This window comes from Streptosporangium sp. DT93 (assembly GCF_049844535.1).
Taxonomy (GTDB): Bacteria; Actinomycetota; Actinomycetes; order Streptosporangiales; family Streptosporangiaceae; genus Streptosporangium.
Map to the genome: position 1 here is coordinate 81,050 of NZ_JBNCLF010000019.1, position 18,995 is coordinate 100,044.

Below are 18,995 nucleotides of genomic sequence, written 5' to 3' on the forward strand. Positions count from 1 at the left end.
GACCCCGGCCCGGTCATCGCGCTGGCGCGAAGGCCGTGACCCCCTCGTACTCCGCCACCGGGGCGGCGCCGGTGGTCTCGTACCGGAGCAGCAGCAGACCGTTCGCCGTCACCTCGTGGTGGTCGAGCCGGAGGCCGGCGGGCCGGCTCGGATGCTCGAACAGCCGTCGCCCGGAACCGGCCACGACCGGGGCGACGACGAGCCGGAGCGTGTCGACGAGACCCGCCGCCAGCAGGGCGTTGCCGAGCCGCGCGCTTCCGTGGATCTGGAGCTCCCGTCCCGGTCGCGTCTTGAGTTCCCCGACGGCCCTGAGCGGGTCGCCGCGGAGCACGGTCGTCGGATGCCAGCTCCCCTCGGTGAGGGTGCCGGTCACCACGTACTTCGGCAGCGAGTTCATCCGTTCGGCGAACGGGTCGTCAGGGTCGGTGATCCTCGGCCAGTCCCGGGCGAACGCCTCGTAGGTCCGCCGCCCGAGCAGCAGGCCGTCGGCGAGGTCCAGCCACTCGGAGGTACGCCGGACGAAGAGCTCGTCCAGGTGCGGAACGAGCCAGCCGCCCCGGGTGAAGCCGTCGCCGGTGTCCTCGGCCGGCGAGCCGGGCCCCTGGCTGACCCCGTCGAGGGTTACGAACTGCATGAGAGCGATCCTCATCGCGTGACCCTGCTCTCCGTGACCCTGCTCTCCGTGACCCTGCTCTCCGTGACCACGGCGAGTTGCTCGACGACCGAGCCCCAGCCCTCGAGGAAGCCGAGTTCCTCGTGGCGTGCGCGGGCGGCCGGGTCACCGTGGCGGACGACGGTCCGGTAGTCCGTGCCGTCCGGATGGTCGCTCAGCGTGATCTCGGCCGTCATGGGCACCGGCGCGGGTCGCGCGGGGCGCCAGGCGCTGTCGATCGCGTTCGTGAAGACGATCCGTTCGAGCTCGTCGACGACGAGGAAGCTCGCGTCGATGTGCGGGACGAAGTCCACCCCGTCGTCGCTCAGTCGCGTCACGAACGCGCCGCCGGGCCGGACGTCGAGGCGGTCGACGCGGCACACGGCCGGCGCCGGGACCCACCACCTCTCGAAGCGGGAGGGATCGGTCCACGCGCTCCACACGGCGGCGCGGGGGGCGCGGATGACGCGCCGCAGGGTCAGGTCGAGGTCGGGGTTCAAGGGTGTCTCTCCTTCGGGTCGGTGACGAGGCGTTCCAGGCGGTCGGTGCGCTCCTCCCAGATCCGGCGCTGCTCGTCGAGCCAGCCGTCGACGAGGGCGAGACGGTCGCGGTTGAGCACGCAGGTGCGTACCCGGCCTGACTTGACCGTGTGGATGAGGCCGGTCGCCTCGAGCGTCCGCACGTGCTTCATGAAGGAGGGAAGGGTCATCGGGAACCCGCGGGCGAGATCGCCCACGCTCGCCGGGCCGCGGCCGAGGCGCCGGATGACGTCGCGTCGCGTCGGGTCGGCGAGGGCGACGAACACGCCGTCGACCTCCGCCGAATACTGTGCCATGCGGCTAAGTGTTGTGGATCGAAACACTTAGCGCAAGGGCTAAGTGTCGGGGTCGTCCCGGGGAGGGCCGTCCTGGGAATCGGCGGGCCGGGTTCGAGGCCGCCACGACGGTGATCGGCCACGCCGTGCGGGCCGTGCCAGAGGAAGGGGGCCCGGCGGCGGATCGGGGCTTTGGGCGTTGATCCCCGTGGCATCCCGAATCCCGGCCGGTCCTGGTGTCGCGCGTCCGGTTGACGGCTCCGGCCGCCGGGCCTACCTTCGCAGGAAGCGACCGCTCGGTAGGTCAGCGCCGTCCGGTCGGGCCACCCCGAAAGGACGCGCATGCCGGTCGTGAACACCGTTCTGGGTCCCGTCGACGTCGCCGGCCTGGGGCAGACCCTCATGCACGAGCACGTCTTCGTGATCTCCCCCGAGCACGTCGACAACCACGGCAGGGGCGCCTGGTGGGACGAGGAGTTCCGGGTGGCCGACGCGGTCGCCAAGCTCAGGGCGGTGGCGGCCAAGGGCGTGCGGACCATCGTGGACCCGACCGTGTGGGGGCTGGGCCGCTACGTCCCGCGCGTCCTGCGGGTGGCCGAGCAGGTCCCGGAGCTGAACGTCGTCGTCGCCACCGGCGTCTACTCCTACGACGAGATCCCCTTCCACTACGCGCACCGCGGGCCTGGCCTGATGATGGACGTGCCCGAGCCGATGGTCGAGGACTTCACCCGCGACATCGTCGAGGGCATCGCCGGCACCGGTGTGCGGGCCGCGTTCCTCAAGTGCGTGGTGGAGGGCAAGGGCCTCACCCCCGGTGTGGAGCGGATCTGCCGGGCGGTGGCCAGGACCCACGTGGAGACCGGCGTGCCGATCACCGTGCACACCAACCCCTCGGCCGGGACCGGGCTGCTCGCCCTGGAGGTGTTCGGCGAGGAGGGGGTCGACCCGGCGAAGGTCGTGCTCGGGCACTCGGGCGACACCAACGACCTGGACCACCTGATGCGGCTGGCCGACACCGGCGCGACGCTCGGCATGGACCGCTTCGGGCTGGACGCCTACAACCCCACCTCGTCCCGGGTCGCCACGATCGCCGCGCTGTGCGAGCGGGGGTACGCCGACCGGATGGTGCTCAGCCACGACACCGCGTGCTTCATGGACTACTTCGGCGCGGCCTGGGACGAGGGCATCCCGCTGGCCGCGCCCAACTGGCGGTTCGACCACATCCACGACGACGTGCTCCCGGCCCTGCGCGAGGCAGGGGTGACCGACGGGCAGATCGACCGGATGCTGGTCGACAACCCACGAAGGTACTTTTCCTGACATTTCGTCGTTTGTCATATGTCTCCCGTACGCTCCGTGCAACCGAACGACGGAGGGGTGGAGCATGACCGCACGCAGCACGTACCTGGAGCTTTCGGAGGAGGACGGGAGCTCGCACAAGTTCTACGAGGTGGTGCTCGACGGGACCGAGGTGACGATCAGGTACGGCCGCATCGGCGAGCCCGGCCAGTCCAAGGCGTCGGCCTTCGCCAGCGCGGAGAAGGCCGCCGCGGCCGCCGCGAAGAAGATCGGCGAGAAGGTCCGCCGCGGGTACGCCCCGGCCGTGCGGGGGGTGCGCCAGCGCCGCAACGTCACCCGGCGCAGCGTGCAGAGCAGCCGCTCCACCGCCACCCAGGCGCCGGTGCTGTGGCGCTTCGCCAGCGGCGCGGCGGCGTTCGGCATCTTCGTCGACGCCGGGCGCTGCTGGGTCGGCAACCAGCGCGGCGACGTCTACACCGTCACCCACGACGGCACCGTCACCGGCCGCTTCCGCCTCCCCGACGGGGTCAAGTGCATCGTCGCCGACGACTTCTGGATCTACGCGGGCGCCGACGACGGCAAGGTCTACGACCTCAGCGGCAAGGTCCCCAGGGTCGCGTACGAGATCGCCGAGGACGTCGACATCTACTGGCTCGACATCCACGAGGGCGTGCTGGGTGTCTCCGACCGCGCGGGCCGGATCACCACCATCGACCACGAGGACGAGTTCCAGTGGGCCCGCAAGGGCAGGGGCGACTCGGCCTGGATGGTGCGCTGCGACGACGAGGCCGTCTACCACGGCCACTCCACCGGGGTGGCCCGCTACGACGCCGCCGACGGCGTGCCCGTCTGGGAGACGCCCGTCGACGGCGCGGTGCTCTTCGGCTGGCAGGAGGCCGACGCGGTGTACGCGGGCACCGCGCGCGGTGCCGTGCACCGCCTGCGCAAGTCCGACGGCGTCCCCCAGGCCGTCTACCGCTGCGACGCCACCGTCTTCTCCTGCGCCACCGCCCCCGGCGGCCGGTACGTCTTCGCCGGCGACAGCCACTCCTCGGTGTACTGCTTCGACGAGGGCGGCGAGCGGCTGTGGAAGCTGGCCACCGGCTGCGGGTCGGCCTTCTCCATGCAGTACCTCGACGAGCGCCTCTACATCGTGACCACCGACGGCACCCTGGCCTGCATCGACGCGACCGAGGAGGCGATCAGGGCGGCCCAGGCCGGCACCGTCCCCACGCCGGTCGACGTCAAGGCCGCCGCGGGACTGGCCGTGGTGGAACCCGCCACGACGCTGGAGACCGTGACCTTCGACGCCGTCCCCGGCGGCGACGGCGTGGTGGTCGAGTGCTTCCGCGAGGGCGACCGGCTGCGGGTGCGGGTGGTCAGCGAGGGCTACGACGTGCGGCGCAACGTGCAGTTCCCCAAGGACGTGCGCGAGGCCGGGGCCCGCTACCTCGTCGAGGGCGTCCGCTTCTCCGAGCGGGGCGGCTTCTACCGCGCGTACGGCGACATCAGGCGCCTGCTCTGAGCGATGGCGGAGCCGTCGCGGACGAGAGCCGAGGGCGGGGCGGCCGCGCACGGGAGCGAGGACCGGCCCGCCAAGGGCCGGAGCAGGAAGCAGCCCGTCGAGAGCGGGAGCGGGAGTGGCCCGTCGCGGGCGGGGACGGAGGTGTCCCGGCCCGCGGGCGGGGTCAGGCCGGGATGTTCCACTTCTGGTTGGCGGTGCCGCCACAGGTCCAGATCTGCAGGCGGGTGCCGTTGGCGCTGGACTGCCCGGTGGCGTCCAGGCACTTGTTCGCCGCGGGGTTCACCAGGTCGCGCGCGCCGCTGTACACCCACCGCTGGGCCGCGGTGCCGTTGCAGTCGTAGAGCTGGATCTGCGCCCCGTCGGCGGTGGAGGCGGCGGTGACGTCCAGGCACTTGCCGAGCGCGCGGATCGTGCCGTCGGTGCCGATCGTCCACTGCTGGGCGCCGGTGCCGTTGCAGTCGTAGAGCTGGACGGGGGTGCCGTTGGCGCTGCTCGCGGCGGCGACGTCCACGCACTTGCCGGCGATGCCGGTGATCTGCCCGGTACGGCCGCCGGTGCCGCCGCCCTGGGCGTAGACGCGGACGTAGTCGACGGTGAGCTGCTGCGGGAAGGTCGTGGAGGCGTCCGGGGAACCGGGCCAGTTCCCGCCCACGGCCAGGTTGAGGATCATGAAGAACGGGTGGTCGTAGACCCAGGGGTTGCCCCGGGTGTCGGCGGGGGTCTTCCTGGAGTACTGCACGCCGTCGACGTACCAGGTCACCGAGCCGGGCTCCCAGTCGACGGTGAAGGTGTGGAAGGCGTCGGCGAACGCCTGCCCGGCGGGCAGGTCGTAGCTGCCGCTCAGCGGGCTGCCGCCCGAGTAGCCGGGGCCGTGCAGGCTGCCGAGCACCTGCCCGGGGACGGTACCGACGTTCTCCATGATGTCGATCTCGCCGTTGGACGGCCAGGGAGCCCCGCCGGTGCCCAGCATCCAGAACGCCGGCCACATGCCCCTGCCGCGCGGGAGCTTCATCCGCGCCTCGAAGCGGCCGTAGGCGCGGGTGAAGGTGGCGGCCGTGGTCAGCTTGCCGGAGGTGTACTCGCAGGAGCCGTACCAGCAGCCGTGACCGGACGGGTTGCCCTTGCGCGCGGTGATGACCAGGTTGCCGGCGCCGTCGTGGGCGGTGTTCTGGGTGCCCGTGGTGTAGTACTGCCGCTCGTTGTTGCCCCAGCCGCCGCCGCCCACGTCGTGGCGCCACTTCGAGGCGTCCGCGCCGGTGCCTGCGGCGGCGTTGAACTCGTCCGACCAGACGAGGGGGCCGGGGGCCGCGGCCGACGTCAGTGCCGTGGCGTGGGCCGTGCCCGCCCGCGCACCTGTCTGCGCGCCCGCCTGTGTGTCGGCGGTGGCGGCCGGCACGGCCGCCATGCCGGCGACGGCGAGCAGGAGGGCGGTGAACGCACCGCCGAGAGCGGCCGGCAGCGAGACGCGACGGCGCCGGGGCGGCCGGGGAGAGGGTCGTGTGGCGTCCATGCGCGGACTCCTTCCGTCAAGGGAGGTGGTCTCCGGTGACGACGCGGCCCGTCGGACGGGAACGCGTGACCGGCACCACGACCCGGGTGGGGGGTGACGTGCGGATGCCGCCGGACGCGGTGGGCGTGTCGCGTACCGCGGGCGGCCGGGTGGGCCTGTCGCGGGGCGGCGCGCGGCGCGTCCTGGGCCCCGCCGCGACGGATACGGCGGGGAGAACGGCTCGGGAGGCGGGTCTGGAAGGCGGGTCGGGAGGCATCGAGAGGCAAGGTCTCGCTTGCCCGGAACCATAGGTCAGCCTTCGTTCTCGGGTCAATACAAGCAGTAAAAAAAGCCGCCCGCCCGTGGCGGGTCGCGGACGGGGAAATCCCCTGACCTGGAGGGTGGCGGCAGGGGCCGGCCTGGTGGAGGGCGGCGCCGGGGTCGTTCGGGGGGCCCGGGTGTCAGGGGGGACTGTCAGGGGGGCCGCCGGCCCCTCGTGCCACGGCGTTATTCCCTGCGTTCCCGGCGTGCCGTGTGGTGTGATGTCCGTCAGGTGATCGTTCCCGCGCGTCACCCGGCGACAGGGTCGCACGACATCCGACATCGAGGTCACGCTCATGCTTCGTGGAGACACGGTCCTGCTCAGGGCCATCACCAAGGAGGACCTGGTCCCCCTCCAGCGGCTGCACGACGAGGTGGAGACGGCGGTCGGCGCCACCGTGGTGCCCTGGGTCCCCGAGACGGCCGAGCAGGCGATCGCCCGGTACGAACGGCGCGAACCCGACCCCGCCAACGTCGAGTTCGCCGTCCAGTCCCTCTCCGGGGAGCTGCTCGGCTTCGGCATCGTCTGGGGCGTCGACACCCTCAACCGCAACGGGCACCTGGGCCTCTCGCTGCTCACCGAGGCGCGCGGCCAGGGCTACGCCCCCGCCGCGCTGAGGCTGCTGTGCGACTACGCCTTCCGCATCCGCGGCCTGCACCGGCTCGGCCTGGAGACACTCGTCACCAACGCCGCGATGATCGCCGCCGCCGAGAGGACCGGCTTCCGGCGCGAGGGCACGCTCCGCGACCACGCCTGGGTGGCGGGCTCCTTCGTCGACGAGGCGGTGTTCGGCCTCCTCGCCGACGAGTTCACCGGCCCGAACGCCGGAGGGGGCCGGTGAGGGCGCCGGCGTCCGCTCCAGGGCCGGGACCTTTCCCCGGCCGGTGTGCGGGCAGGGATCGGTGAAAGCGCCGTCGTCCCGCCCGGGGCCGGAGGTCCCGGGCCTTTCCTACCGGAGGTAATCGATGAAGACCTGGCTCCCTGCCGGTCTCGGTGTCCTGCTCATCCTGGTGGGCGGCCTCTGGGCGCTCCAGGGGCTCGGCCATGTCGGCGGGAGTTTCATGAGCGGGGCCCGCGAATGGACGTGGATCGGCCTGGCGGTCTTCGCCGCCGGTGTCGTTCTCACCGTCTCGGCCCTCCTCCGGCGCCGCCGCTGAGCCCGCTCCCGCGGGCCCCGGGCGGCGGCGTCCGGATTCCGGGGCGCCCCGTGCACGTGCGGGGACCCCTGCGCGTGCAGGGCACCCCGTGCGCATCTTCGAGCACGCCGCCACGCGTCCGGGAGCGCCCGGCGCGGGTTCCGGGGCGCCCCGTGCGGATCAGGGGCGCTTGCCCGTGCCGTCGAGCCCGGCCCGGCGCAGGGCGTCGGCCATGGCGCCGCCCGGCGCGTTGCGCGACTGCCCTCCGCGGTCCTGCCGCTGCCGGTCACCGCCCTGCCCGCGTCCCTGCCCCTGCCCGCGTCCCTGTCCACCGGCCTGCCCGCCGGCCTGTCCACCACCCTGGCCGCGCCCCTGCCCGGCGCCCTGGCGCTGCCCGCCGTCGCGACCGTCACCGCGACCGTCGCCGCGTCCCGCGCCGCCCTGCCGGTCGCGCTGCCCGCGCGGGCCCGCGGGCTTGACCTCGTCCTCCAGCCGGAGGGTGAGCGAGATGCGCTTGCGCGGGATGTCGACGTCCAGCACCTTCACCCGGACGATGTCACCGGGCTTGACCACCTCGCGCGGGTCCTTGACGAACTCGTACGAGAGCGCCGACACGTGGACCAGGCCGTCCTGGTGCACGCCGACGTCGACGAACGCGCCGAAGGCGGCCACGTTGGTGACCACGCCCTCCAGCAGCATGCCGGGCGTCAGGTCGGAGAGCTTCTCCACGCCCTCCTTGAACGTCGCGGTCTTGAAGGCCGGCCGGGGGTCGCGGCCCGGCTTCTCCAGCTCGGAGAGGATGTCGGTGACGGTCGGAAGGCCGAAGGTGTCGTCCACGAACTCCTGCGGGCTCAGCGTCCGCAGCACCGTGCCGTTGCCGATCAGCGTCGAGACGTCGCCGCCGGTCCGCTTCAGGATGCGCCGGACCACCGGGTACGCCTCCGGGTGCACGCTGGAGGAGTCGAGCGGATCGTCGCCCTCCCGGATGCGCAGGAAGCCCGCGCACTGCTCGAAGGCCTTCGGGCCGAGCCTGGCCACGTCCTTCAGCGCCCTGCGGGAGCGGAACGGGCCGTTGGCGTCGCGGTGGGCGACGATGTTCTCCGCCAGGCCCGAGCCGATGCCCGACACCCGGGTCAGCAGCGGCGCGGAGGCGGTGTTGACGTCGACGCCGACGGCGTTCACGCAGTCCTCCACCACCGCGTCGAGCGAGCGGGAGAGCTTGGTCTCGGCCAGGTCGTGCTGGTACTGCCCCACGCCGATCGACTTGGGGTCGATCTTGACCAGCTCGGCCAGCGGGTCCTGCAGGCGCCGGGCGATCGACACGGCGCCGCGCAGCGACACGTCCATGCCGGGCAGCTCCTGCGAGGCGAACGCCGAGGCGGAGTAGACCGACGCGCCCGCCTCCGACACCATCACCTTGGTCAGGCCGGGAACCAGTTTCACCAGGTCGGCGGCGAGCTTGTCGGTCTCGCGCGAGGCGGTGCCGTTGCCGATCGAGACGAGCTCCACGTCGTGCTTCCTCGCCAGCGCGGCCAGGGTCGCCAGCGACTGGTCCCACTGGCGGCGCGGCTCGTGGGGGTAGATCGTGGCGGTCTCCAGCACCTTGCCGGTCGCGTCGACCACCGCCACCTTCACGCCGGTGCGCAGCCCGGGGTCCAGCCCCATGGTGGCGCGGCTCCCGGCGGGCGCGGCGAGCAGCAGGTCGCGCAGGTTCGCCGCGAACACCCGCACCGCCTCCTCCTCGGCGGCCTGCCACATGCGCATCCGCAGGTCGATGCCGAGGTGGACCAGGACGCGGGTGCGCCAGGCCCAGCGGACCGTGTCGGCCAGCCACGCGTCGGCGGGCCGTCCCCGGTCGGCGATGCCGAAGCGGTGCGCGATGCGGCCCTCGTAGGTGCCGGTGGGCTCCGGCTCGGGCTCCAGGGTGAGGGTGAGGACCTCCTCCTTCTCCCCCCGGAACATCGCCAGGATCCGGTGCGAGGGCAGCCTGGTGAACGGCTCGGCGAAGTCGAAGTAGTCGGAGAACTTGGCGCCCTCCTCCTCCTTGCCCTCGCGGACCGCCGCGACCAGGCGCCCCTTCGTCCACATCCGCTCGCGCAGCTCCCCGACCAGGTCGGCGTCCTCGCCGAACCGCTCGACCAGGATCGCGCGGGCGCCGTCCAGCGCGGCCGCGGTGTCGGCCACGCCCTCGCCGACGAACGCCTCCGCCGCCGCCCTCGGGTCGACGGACGGGTCCACCAGCAGGCCGTCGGCGAGCGGTTCGAGCCCCGCCTCCCTGGCGGCCTGCGCCTTGGTGCGCCGCTTGGGCTTGTACGGGAGGTAGATGTCCTCCAGGCGCGCCTTGGAGTCGGCCGCCATGATCTGCGCCCGCAGGGTGTCGTCGAGCTTCCCCTGGCCGTCGATGGACTCCAGGATCGCGGTGCGCCGCTCCTCCAGCTCCCGCAGGTAACGCAGCCGCTCCTCCAGCGTGCGCAGCTGCGTGTCGTCGAGCGTCTCGGTGGCCTCCTTGCGGTAACGGGCGATGAACGGCACGGTGGCGCCGCCGTCGAGCAGGTCCACCGCCGCCCGCACCTGTCGCTCACGCACACCCAGCTCTTCGGCGATCCGCTGATGAATAGACGTGGTCACGATCTCTCTTCCTCCGTGGTGGCAGTGACCAAGCTACCGCCTCATCCGCGGCCGGACCGGAGGGCCGAGGGAGCGAATCCAGGGGACCGCAGAGGAACCGGGCGTACGGCACGGCCGGGGGGCTCGGCGCGACGTCCCCTTTCCGGGCGTCACGGCGGACGCCGGGCGTCGGCGGGAATGTTCCACTAATGAAAACCGTTATCACCGGCATCGCGAGACCGGTCCACGTGTCGCGCGAGAGATCCGAGTATCAGGTGAAGCATCCCGGGAGGAGCAGGCAGTGGCCAGGAACGAGGTGCGCTCAGTGATCAGGCTGAGGTCCACCGCGGGCACGGGATACACCTACGTGACCCGCAAGAACCGGCGTAACGACCCCGACCGGCTCACCCTCGTCAAGTACGACCCCATCGTCCGCCAGCACGTCCCGTTCCGAGAGGACCGATAGATCATGAAGAAGGGCATCCACCCCGAGTACCGCCAGGTCGTCTTCCGCGACCCGAGCGCCGGTTACGCCTTCCTGACCCGTTCCACCGCCCGGACCGGCAGGACCGTCGAGTGGGAGGACGGGAACGTCTACCCGCTGGTCGACGTCGACGTCTCCTCGGCGAGCCACCCCTTCTACACCGGCCGCGGCCGGGTCCTCGACACGGCCGGTCGCGTCGAGCGCTTCAACCAGCGCTACGGCAGGCGCTGAGACCGGACCGCACGGGGCGGGAGGGACCGCGCGGCGGTCCTAGCCGCAGGTGATCTCGGTGAAGGCCGGGGGAGTGGACGCGACCCCGATGAAGCCGATCTCCGAGAGCGTCTTCCCCGGCGCCAGGGGCGCCGCCTCGGGCAGGGCGTGGATCATCGCGACCGGCCCGCTCTTCATGTGGGTGCCCTGCCAGGCCTGGGTGATCGTCGCCTCCAGGGGCATCATCCACTGGATGTACCAGCCTCCCAGTGGCCGGTCGCCCTTGTTGCTGATCGTCGCCGTGCCCCGGTAGCCGCCCGGCCACGTCTCGACCAGGGTGACCGTCGCCCGGCACTTCGCCGCCACCGGGTTGATCGTGTGCGTCGGGTCGCCGGCCGCCGAGGACGACGGGGCGGCGTCGGACGGGGCGGCGTCGGACGTGGTCGCCTGGGCCGCGTTCCGCGCGGTGCCGCTCGGCGGCGCCGCGTCCGGTGTGGCGGTGCTCTGCGCGAAGGGGGAGGGCGCGTGCGCACCGGCGTGACCGCTCTCCGCCGTACGACCGGCGCACGCCGCTCCGAGCAGGGCCGCCGCCGCCGTGAGCGACACGAGGCCCAGCAGCGAGGTCATCTTCATGGTGGGCGGCACGGAACTCCCTTGGGGAGGGCACGATGGCAGGACGGAGCGAGGCGATACGAGCGAGGCGGAGCGGGACGGAAGAGGTCCCGGCCGGTGCCGTCGGGCACCGGCCGGGACCTCTCTCCGCTACGGACTGGCGCAGGTCACCGTCGGTGTACCGCTGGTACCCGAGGCGGTGAATCCGAAGGTCGTCGAGGCACCTCCGGCCAGTGATCGGTTCCAGTCGGCGTTCCTCACCGTGACGGACGATCCCGATACCGTGTGCGTGCCGTTCCACACGCTGTTGACCGTGCTGCCGCTGTTGAGCGTCCAGTTGGCCGTCCAGCCGTTGAGGGCCGCCGAACCGGGGTTCTTGACGGTCACCTCACCCTGGAAACCGCCCGACCAGGAGCTGATGGTCTTGTAGGTGGCGGTGCAGGGTCCACCGGGGCCGGGCGTCGGGGTGACGGTCGGCGTGGGGGTCGGGGTCGGGGTCGGGCCGGGGGTCGGCGTGACGGTCGGGGTCGGGGTGGGCGTGGGGCCGGGCCTGCCGACTCCGGTCACCTCGCCGTTGCCGCCGTCGAAGACCACGTCGGAGCAGTTGTAGAACGTCTCCGCACTGTCGGAGCGCTTCCACACCGAGTAGATGATGTGGCGTCCCGACTTGCCCGAGGGGAGCGTGGCGTTCCAGTAGTAGTTGGCGTCGTTGGTGCCCGGCGAGCCGACGCTCTGGGGGTGGTCGGCCGTGTGGAAGGGCTCGCTCTCCAGGTCGTCCCAGGTGAGGGCCCGGTTGGGGTTCCAGCCGTCCTTGGTGATGTAGAGGTAGAACCAGCCGGGGTGGGCGGCCCACTTGTTGTACTTGAACTGCAGGTTCGAGCCCGCGGTCAGGTGCGTGACCGGCCAGTCGGCGCTGGGAAGGTCGTATCCGGTGTAGCCGGGGTTACCGCCGCTGCACACCTTGCCGTCGGGGATGAAGCCCCGGGTCCGCCCGGCGCCGTCCGAGCGCAGCAGGCTGAACCAGTTGTAGAGCGAGTTGGGCCCGCTCTGGGCCACGGCGGCCGAGCACGCCGGGTTGATGGGCACGATGGCGCCCGTCGAGGAGAGGCCGTCCTGCCAGCAGAAGAAGGTCCGGCTGCCCGGCACCATCATGGCGCCGTGCGCCGATGCCGACTGGGGGACGAGAACGACGGCAAGAAGCGCGGTCATCAATGTGACCACACCGGCGACAGCCATGCTTCGCCATTTACTCACAGGATTTACCCTCCCTTTCGGGGGATGAAGGGGTCGCTGATCAATGGCGGTGAGCGCTCACGCGAGACGGACTCTAGGTCCCTGTTTCGCGGGTGTAAACGAGGCACGTCCCCCTCCCCCCGGCGGCGGGTCGTCGTACGAGATCAGAGGGGGCGCGGGGGGTCGTGGCGGGATGAAACGTTCACGTATGGAACGCGCTTTCCTCCGGTTTTCCGCGTCCCGCGGGTTCGCCGCCCCGCTTCCGGGGGCGTGTTCGTCCGCCCGTCCGCGCGGGCGGGTCCCGACGATGTTCGCGGCCTTCCCGTGATCACGGCTCTCGCGTGATCACGGGAAGGCCGCGAACACTTTTTTCCGCGTACGCGGCTCTCCTACGCCCGCCGCTCCTCCGCGGTCGCGGCGAGCCGCCGGAGCGGGGGGCCGGTGAGGCGGTATCCGATCCACTCGTCCAGCGGTTCCGCGCCGATCGACCGGTAGAAGTCGATCGTGGGGGTGTTCCAGTCCAGCACCGACCACTCGAAGCGGCCGTAACCGCGTTCCACGCAGATGCGCGCCAGCTCCGCCAGCAGTCGCTTCCCGTGCCCGCCCCCGCGCCGGTCCGGGTGGACGTAGAGGTCCTCCAGGTGGATCCCGTGCCTGCCGAGCCAGGTCGAGTAGGACACGAACCAGAGCGCGAACCCCGCGACGTGCTCGCCGTCGGCGGCGATGTGACAGAACACGCTGGGGGAGGGGCCGAAGAGCGCCTCCCCGAGCCGGTCGGCGGTGGTCTCGACCTTGTCCAGCGCCTTCTCGTACTCCGCGAGTCCGCGGATCATGTCGATGATCGCCGGTACGTCGTCCGGCGTTGCGGGGCGAATCATGTCCGAAGTCTAGGCGGGGACCATCCGCCGCCTCAGAAAGGGATTTTTCGGTATAAATAGGGTCGTGTGGTCGTGGTGATGGCTCCTCCCGTAAGTTGTCTGCTGATCGAAGCACGGGTCGTTGAGAAAGGCGGGTCACCATGTCGACAGAGCCCAACGGGGAGCGGCTGGCGGAGCTGAGGCAGGCGTTCGCCGCCATCGACACCGACGGTGACGGCTTCATCACCGAACGGGAGTTCGGTGAGCACTTCCCGGCCCTGCCCGCCGAGGCCCTGGGCTCGCTGAACCGGGACGGCGACTCCGACGGCGACGGCCGCTTCTCGTTCGAGGAGTTCGTCCGCCTGGTCGGCCGCGACTGATCTGCGGCCCCCACGGCCCCCACGGCCCCCACGGCCCCCGGGGACCCCGGGGACCCCGGGGCGCGGGAGGTGGTCTCAGGCGCGGGCGAAGCCCAGGAGGGCCACGTCGTCGCGGTTCTCCCCGTCCTCGACCAGGGTGAGCAGCGACTCCAGCATGGCGCCGAGATCGAGCCGCGAGGCCCTCGCCATCTCCTCGCGCAACCTGTTCATGCCGTCCAGGATGTTCCGCGATCGGTTCTCCACGATGCCGTCGGTGTAGAGGAGCAGCCGGTCGCCGCGTCCCAGCCGGCTCGTACCGGTCGGGAAGTCGGTGAAGGGCATGGCGCCGATCAGCGGGGAGAGCGCTCCGCCGAGGAACTCCGCCCGCCCGTCCGCGGTGCAGACCAGCGCGGGCGGGTGGCCCGCGCTGGCGTACCGCAGCCGCCCGTCGGTGAGGGAGAGCCGCACGCACAGGACGGTGGCGTGCATGCGGTCGTGCCGCCCGGCGGTCATCCGGTTGAGACGGCCGAGGGTGCGCCCGGGGTCGGGGTCCTCCAGCGCGTACGCCCTGAGCGCGTTGCGCATCCGGCCCATCGAGGCGGCGGCCCGCAGGCCCTTGCCGACGATGTCGCCGATGACCAGCACCACCTCCGCGTCGGAGATCCGGATGACGTCGTACCAGTCGCCGCCGACCCCGGCCTCGTCGCTGCCGGGCACGTAGCGGCCGACGATCGCGGTGCCGCCGATCTCGGGGACCTCCGGCAGCAGGGCCAGTTGCAGCGTGGTCGCGATCCGGTGCTCCTGCTCGAACCGTTCCAGGTTCCGCAGCCGGGCCGAGGTGAGCTGGGCGAGCCGCCGCAGCACGCTGTCGTCGTCGTTGTCGCCGGTCGCGCCGGTCGCGCCGATCGTGTCGCCGGTGGCGTCGCCGATCGCGTCGCCGGTGGACGCCGCCCTCGCCCCGGAGGTGCCGGACAGCTTCTCGCCGTACCTCTGGGCCAGCGCCAGCACCTCCGCCGCGCCGGACGCCCTGTTGAGCGCGAGGGCCGCCTCGGTCAGCTCCCGTAGCTGGCGGTTGTGCCGGGACCGGACGGCCGAGAGGCTCAGCACGCCCCGTACGCGGGTGAGCAGCTCGCGCGCGGAGAAGGGTTTCGTCAGGTACTCGTCGGCGCCCGCGATCAGCCCGCTCAGCGACTCCTCCTGACCGGCCCTGGCCGACAGGATCATGATGGGAACGCTCCGGGTGGCCTCGTCGGCGCGGAGCCGGCGGACCAGGTCGAGACCGTCCATGCCGGGCATCATCACATCCGCGACGATCATGTCCGGCGCCTCCTCCCGGGCGGCCCGCAGCGCGGCGGCCCCGTCGGCGACGGCCGTCACCGTCCAGTACGGGCTGAGCAGCCGGACCAGGTAGTGGCGCAGGTCCTCGTTGTCGTCGGCGACCAGGATGCGCTCGGGCCCGCGCGGACCCGCCGAGGACGCGATCCCGTCCACGGGAAGCCTTCCCGAGGACTCGCCGGGAAGCGGCAGCCAGTGCGACAGGTGGTCGGTCCCCGGCTCGTACGACCGCGTCGCCTCGCCGACCTGCGCTGGGGGCAGGTGCGCGGAGCCGTACGGAAGCCTGATCGTGAAGGTCGTCCCCTCGCCGACGGCGCTGTCGGCCTCGATGTGCCCGCCGTGCTGGGCGACCAGCTCGTGGACGAGCGCCAGCCCGATGCCGGCCCCCTCGTGACTGCGCGCGCGGGAGCCGGGCACCCGGTGGAAGCGTTCGAACAGGTGCGGGAGCTCGCCGCCGGGGATACCGATACCGGTGTCGGAGACCGTGACCACCGCGTGGTCGCCGCCGGAGCGGACCCCGACGGTGACGCCCCCGGCGAAGGTGTGCTTCACCGCGTTGGAGAGCAGGTTGAAGACGATCCGCTCCCACATCCGCCGGTCGAGGAAGACCGGCTCGGGCAGCGGCTCGGACTCGACGCCGAGGGTGAGCCCGACGCCCTCGGCCGCGGAGCGGAACACGCTCACCAGCTCGGCGGTCTGCGCCACCAGGTCGGTCGGCCGGTGGTAGGCGCGGGTGCGGCCCGCGTCGAAGCTGGTCACGTCGAGCACGTCGTCCAGGAGCGTGAGCAGCCGTACCGCGTTGCGGCGCGCGGTCCGCAGCACCGCGTCCTGCTCCGGGCCGATCGAGGGGTCTTCGAGCAGCTCCTCCAGCGGGCCGAGGATCAACGTCAGCGGGGTGCGCAGCTCGTGGCTGACGTTGGCGAAGAACGCGGTCTTGTCGGCGTCCAGCCTGGCGAGCCTGCGCGCGTGCCCGCGCTCCCGCTCGTGCGCCTCGGCCCCCGACAACGCGCGCGACACGCTCGTCGCGAGCATCCCGAAGAACTCGTCGTAGGGCTGCAGCCGGGGGTTCACCCCGCACACCAGCAGTCCCCGGACCTCGGTGCCCGAGGTGAGCGGCAGGGCGACGGCGGGTCCCCGGGCGCCGAACCGCTCGCCGGGCACGGCCGTGACGTCCCGCGCGAACCACGCCGGTTCCTCACCGGCGCGGATCCGCTCGGGAGCCGTCCCGCCGGGCGCGACGATCCGCAGCTCGTCGGTGCTCCCGGTGGGTTCGTCGGTGCCCGCGGCGAGATAGGCGAGGGCGAACGGCACGTCGTCGCGCGCCTCGGCGAGGGCCGACAGCGCCGCCCGCGCCACCTCCTCCCGGGTGGTCCTGCCGCTGGTCGCCTCCCCGACCCGGCTCAGCGTGCGCATCCTGCGCTCGCCGAGCACCCGCCCGGTCGTCTCGCTGACCAGGCACATCACCCCGCCGACCGTCTGGTCGTCACGCCGGATCGGGCCGTAGGAGACGTCGAAGTAGGTCTGCTCCAGGAAGCCGTGACGTTCCAGCAGGAACAGGTGGTCCTGGGCCCAGAAGGGCTCGCCGGTCCTGCGTACCTCGTCGAGCAGGGGCTCCAGGACGTCCCAGGTCTCGGACCAGTTCTCCCCGGCGGGCCGGCCGAGCGCGGCCGGATGCTTCGCGCCGATGGTGGGGATGTACGGATCGTTGTAGAGCGCGAGGTGCTCCGGCCCCCAGAAGATGACGATCTGCATGCGGGAGGAGAGCGCGATGTCCACGGCGGCCCTCAGCGCCGCGGGCCAGTCCTCCATCGGGCCCAGCGGTGTGGCGGCCCAGTCGTGGCCGTGGATCCGCCGCCCCATCTCCCCGCCGCGGGGATTCGCCTGCCGCATGTCACTCCCTGCCCATCAGGTAATGTGACCATACCTGTTGGATCAACGGCTTTCGCGGTGAGGACATGGGCATTCGTCTGGAGCGAAGGACCGACCCCGACGGTTCACTCGTGATCGTCCCGATCGGTGACCTCGATCGGGACTGTGTCGAACCGCTGGCCGCCGCGGTGCAGGCGGATCTGGGGAGGTCTCCGGCCCGGCTGGTCGTCGAGCTGACGCAGGTGCCGTTCTGCGACTCCTCGGGGATCGTCGCCCTGTTCGACGCCCACGACGAGGCCGAGCGCGAAGGGGTGACGTTCGTCCTCACCGGGGTGAGCGGGCATCTGCGGGACCTGTTCCGGATCTCCGCCCTCGACCAGGTGATCCGGGTCGTCGAGGAGTCCCATGGATGACGGGAGGGAGAACGAGATCGCCGACGTGTCCTTCCCGATCGCCGGGGATCTGGCCTCCCTCAGGAGGAAGGCCCGCGCCTTCCTGACCTGGGCGCGGTTCGACGACATCACCGAGAAGAACTTCATCCTCGCCCTGAGCGAGGCGGCCAACAACGTGCTCGACCACTCCGGCGTCACCGGCACCCTGACGATGCGCTACCTGGAGGGACGGGTCGTCGCGGAGATCCACGACGGGGCCGGTCTGCTGGTCGATCCCGAGGCGGGCACGAAGCGGCCCCCGGTGGGTTCCCGCCGGGGGTACGGGCTCTGGCTGATGCGCCGGTTGTGCGACTCGGTGGAGATCCTGCACGGTCCCGGCGGCTCGACCGTACGGCTCACGATGCTGCTTCCCTGAGGACCGCGAGGCCGTGCCCCTCACGATGCTGCTTCCCTGAGGACCGCGAGGCCGTGACCGGGGCGTGAGCCCGTCGCGGGCCGGTTCTCCGGGGGGCCGGAGCGCGCTTTTCGAGAGGGAGCCGGGGCGCGCTCCTCGCGGGCCGGGGTCAGCGCCCGACCGGGACGCCTCCGCCGGACACCCTGCGCCGGGACTCCTCGACGGTGGAGTCGATCGGGAACGCGTCGCGCAGGCGGGTCAGTTCGAGCAGGCGGCCGAGGAAACCGTGCACGCCGGCCAGGCGGAGCCATCCCTTCCGCTCGTAGGCTCGCCGCAGGGTCGTCAGCAGCACCCAGATGCCCGTGGAGTCGCAGAACTCCAGGTTCGTGGTGTCGATGATCAGATAGACGTGACCACGTCTGATGAACTCCGCGAGCCGTTCCTCCAGCCGCGGTGCCGAGGACTTGTCCAGGTCTCCGGTCAGGGTCACCACGGAGAAGCGCGGGCAGGTGTCCACGGTGATGGAAAGTCGAGTCATATCGCCCCGCTGTCTGCGGCAGGTTGGGGACGGCGCCCGGCCGGGAGCCGTACCAGGACGGATGCCGTTGACACCACCGTACGCCCGTCGCTCGTGACAGTTCAACGGGTGACGTCATACCACCGGTGATCGAACAGCCCGCGACCCTCGCGGCCGGTGTCCTCACCCGTGCGTTCATGGCGGGCATGTCGGTCATGCGCCGATGCGCGTGCCGCTCTCGCCGCCGTGCCGCCGATGGGACCGGCCGGCCTGCCCCGAAGCGGTCGTTTGCCCGGCCTGGCCACGGGCACGGCGTGGGGGCGGGCCACCCACCGATCCGGCGGGCCGGGAACCCGCGGACCGGACACGTCGGAAGGAGCGACCATGTTTCGTGATCTCGTCAGGGGAGCCGTGAGCGGTGTTCTCGCCACCACGGCGATGAGCGCGGTGATGCTCGCCGGGGATCGCGCGGGCCTGATGCCCGACCAGCCGCCCAAGCGGATCGTCCGCGCCGTCCTGCCCGGACACCGGCACCGGCCCAAGCCGGGGGAGAAGGCGCTGGGCGCGCTCACCCACGTCGCGTTCGGGACCGCGTGCGGGGCCGCGTTCGGGGCGCTGTGCGGGAGACGCCGCGCCTCGGTGACGCTCGGGGTGGGGTACGGGCTGGCGATCTGGGTGGTCAGCTACCAGGGCTGGGTGCCGATGACGGGGATCCTGCCGCCCATCTCCGACGACCGGCCGGGACGCCCGGCGGTGATGGCCGCCGCCCACGTCGTGTACGGCGCGGCGCTCGCCCTGGCCGTGAACGGCATCGGCCGCTCCACCGGCCCTGCCGGACCGGGGAGCGGCGATCCCCGCGGATGAGCGCGGGATTCGCGGGGACCGCTGA

General features: G+C 72.1%; 20 protein-coding genes. 10 read left to right on the forward strand and 10 right to left on the reverse strand.

The annotated features are described in order from the left end of the window. Positions 1–13 precede the first annotated feature (13 nt). The 3 genes from ACLQ2R_RS31935 to ACLQ2R_RS31945 are packed head-to-tail and all read right to left on the reverse strand — an operon-like array spanning position 14 to position 1,487. Complete coding sequence (locus tag ACLQ2R_RS31935) at positions 14–649, reverse strand: dihydrofolate reductase family protein (RefSeq protein WP_425964914.1); 636 nt, start codon at positions 647–649, stop codon at positions 14–16. Then, entirely contained in the window at positions 646–1,152 is a 507-nt protein-coding gene (locus tag ACLQ2R_RS31940; RefSeq protein WP_425964916.1) for an SRPBCC domain-containing protein, read from the reverse strand. Before ACLQ2R_RS31940 ends, ACLQ2R_RS31935 begins: the two co-directional genes overlap by 4 nt. Next, positions 1,149–1,487 (reverse strand): ArsR/SmtB family transcription factor, encoded by a 339-nt coding sequence (locus ACLQ2R_RS31945; RefSeq protein WP_425964918.1) that lies wholly within the window; start codon positions 1,485–1,487, stop codon positions 1,149–1,151. Before ACLQ2R_RS31945 ends, ACLQ2R_RS31940 begins: the two co-directional genes overlap by 4 nt. 321 nt (positions 1,488–1,808) lie before the next feature. Between ACLQ2R_RS31945 and ACLQ2R_RS31950 the strand changes: the two genes are divergently transcribed. Both ACLQ2R_RS31950 and ACLQ2R_RS31955 read left to right on the forward strand, forming a co-directional pair. After that, positions 1,809–2,786, forward strand: coding sequence for a phosphotriesterase family protein (locus ACLQ2R_RS31950; protein ID WP_425964920.1), 978 nt, complete (start codon positions 1,809–1,811; stop codon positions 2,784–2,786). 64 nt (positions 2,787–2,850) lie between these two features. Further along, the gene (locus ACLQ2R_RS31955; protein WP_425964922.1) at positions 2,851–4,290 is read left to right on the forward strand and encodes a WGR domain-containing protein; all 1,440 of its coding nucleotides are present in this window, start codon (positions 2,851–2,853) and stop codon (positions 4,288–4,290) included. 163 nt (positions 4,291–4,453) lie between these two features. On the opposite strand, the gene ACLQ2R_RS31960 is transcribed toward ACLQ2R_RS31955, so the two are convergent. Then, positions 4,454–5,800 (reverse strand): ricin-type beta-trefoil lectin domain protein, encoded by a 1,347-nt coding sequence (locus tag ACLQ2R_RS31960; RefSeq protein WP_425964924.1) that lies wholly within the window; start codon positions 5,798–5,800, stop codon positions 4,454–4,456. 596 nt (positions 5,801–6,396) lie between these two features. Between ACLQ2R_RS31960 and ACLQ2R_RS31965 the strand changes: the two genes are divergently transcribed. Beyond that, positions 6,397–6,942, forward strand: a complete 546-nt coding sequence (locus ACLQ2R_RS31965; RefSeq protein ID WP_425964926.1) for a GNAT family N-acetyltransferase — start codon at positions 6,397–6,399, stop codon at positions 6,940–6,942. Positions 6,943–7,066: 124 nt separating this feature from the next. Beyond that, entirely contained in the window at positions 7,067–7,258 is a 192-nt protein-coding gene (locus ACLQ2R_RS31970; protein WP_425964927.1) for a hypothetical protein, read from the forward strand. Between the two features lie 159 nt (positions 7,259–7,417). Here ACLQ2R_RS31970 and ACLQ2R_RS31975 read toward each other — a convergent pair whose 3' ends face one another. Then, entirely contained in the window at positions 7,418–9,865 is a 2,448-nt protein-coding gene (locus tag ACLQ2R_RS31975) for a Tex family protein (protein ID WP_425964928.1), read from the reverse strand. A gap of 280 nt (positions 9,866–10,145) precedes the next feature. Between ACLQ2R_RS31975 and rpmG the strand changes: the two genes are divergently transcribed. Together rpmG and ACLQ2R_RS31985 are read left to right on the forward strand one after the other, a co-directional pair. Further along, positions 10,146–10,310: a 50S ribosomal protein L33 gene (rpmG, locus tag ACLQ2R_RS31980; protein ID WP_425964929.1), complete on the forward strand. Its 165-nt coding sequence runs from the start codon at positions 10,146–10,148 to the stop codon at positions 10,308–10,310. Between the two features lie 3 nt (positions 10,311–10,313). Continuing rightward, complete coding sequence (locus ACLQ2R_RS31985; RefSeq protein ID WP_425964930.1) at positions 10,314–10,559, forward strand: type B 50S ribosomal protein L31; 246 nt, start codon at positions 10,314–10,316, stop codon at positions 10,557–10,559. A 39-nt stretch (positions 10,560–10,598) separates the two neighbouring features. Here ACLQ2R_RS31985 and ACLQ2R_RS31990 read toward each other — a convergent pair whose 3' ends face one another. From ACLQ2R_RS31990 to ACLQ2R_RS32000, 3 genes are all read right to left on the reverse strand, one after another. Further along, on the reverse strand, positions 10,599–11,183 hold the full coding sequence (locus tag ACLQ2R_RS31990) for a cellulose binding domain-containing protein (protein WP_425964931.1): 585 nt from the start codon (positions 11,181–11,183) through the stop codon (positions 10,599–10,601). Positions 11,184–11,300: 117 nt separating this feature from the next. After that, positions 11,301–12,359: a lytic polysaccharide monooxygenase auxiliary activity family 9 protein gene (locus tag ACLQ2R_RS31995; protein WP_425964933.1), complete on the reverse strand. Its 1,059-nt coding sequence runs from the start codon at positions 12,357–12,359 to the stop codon at positions 11,301–11,303. A gap of 413 nt (positions 12,360–12,772) precedes the next feature. Then, the gene (locus ACLQ2R_RS32000; protein WP_425964935.1) at positions 12,773–13,261 is read right to left on the reverse strand and encodes a GNAT family N-acetyltransferase; all 489 of its coding nucleotides are present in this window, start codon (positions 13,259–13,261) and stop codon (positions 12,773–12,775) included. Between the two features lie 140 nt (positions 13,262–13,401). Here ACLQ2R_RS32000 and ACLQ2R_RS32005 point away from each other — a divergent pair, with 140 nt between their 5' ends. Then, on the forward strand, positions 13,402–13,620 hold the full coding sequence (locus tag ACLQ2R_RS32005; protein WP_425964937.1) for an EF-hand domain-containing protein: 219 nt from the start codon (positions 13,402–13,404) through the stop codon (positions 13,618–13,620). Between the two features lie 75 nt (positions 13,621–13,695). Here the strand turns inward: ACLQ2R_RS32005 and ACLQ2R_RS32010 are convergent, their stop codons facing one another. After that, complete coding sequence (locus ACLQ2R_RS32010; protein ID WP_425964939.1) at positions 13,696–16,824, reverse strand: SpoIIE family protein phosphatase; 3,129 nt, start codon at positions 16,822–16,824, stop codon at positions 13,696–13,698. Positions 16,825–16,889: 65 nt separating this feature from the next. Here ACLQ2R_RS32010 and ACLQ2R_RS32015 point away from each other — a divergent pair, with 65 nt between their 5' ends. Both ACLQ2R_RS32015 and ACLQ2R_RS32020 read left to right on the forward strand, forming a co-directional pair. Beyond that, a complete protein-coding gene (locus ACLQ2R_RS32015) occupies positions 16,890–17,216 on the forward strand; it encodes an STAS domain-containing protein (RefSeq protein WP_425964940.1) in 327 nt (108 codons plus the stop codon). Further along, positions 17,209–17,610 (forward strand): ATP-binding protein, encoded by a 402-nt coding sequence (locus ACLQ2R_RS32020; protein ID WP_425964941.1) that lies wholly within the window; start codon positions 17,209–17,211, stop codon positions 17,608–17,610. The genes ACLQ2R_RS32015 and ACLQ2R_RS32020 overlap by 8 nt, the downstream gene beginning before the upstream one ends. Positions 17,611–17,758: 148 nt before the next feature. Here the strand turns inward: ACLQ2R_RS32020 and ACLQ2R_RS32025 are convergent, their stop codons facing one another. Further along, on the reverse strand, positions 17,759–18,127 hold the full coding sequence (locus tag ACLQ2R_RS32025) for an STAS domain-containing protein (RefSeq protein WP_425964943.1): 369 nt from the start codon (positions 18,125–18,127) through the stop codon (positions 17,759–17,761). A 363-nt stretch (positions 18,128–18,490) separates the two neighbouring features. Here ACLQ2R_RS32025 and ACLQ2R_RS32030 point away from each other — a divergent pair, with 363 nt between their 5' ends. Beyond that, a complete protein-coding gene (locus ACLQ2R_RS32030) occupies positions 18,491–18,970 on the forward strand; it encodes a DUF6789 family protein (protein ID WP_425964945.1) in 480 nt (159 codons plus the stop codon). Positions 18,971–18,995 lie beyond the last annotated feature (25 nt).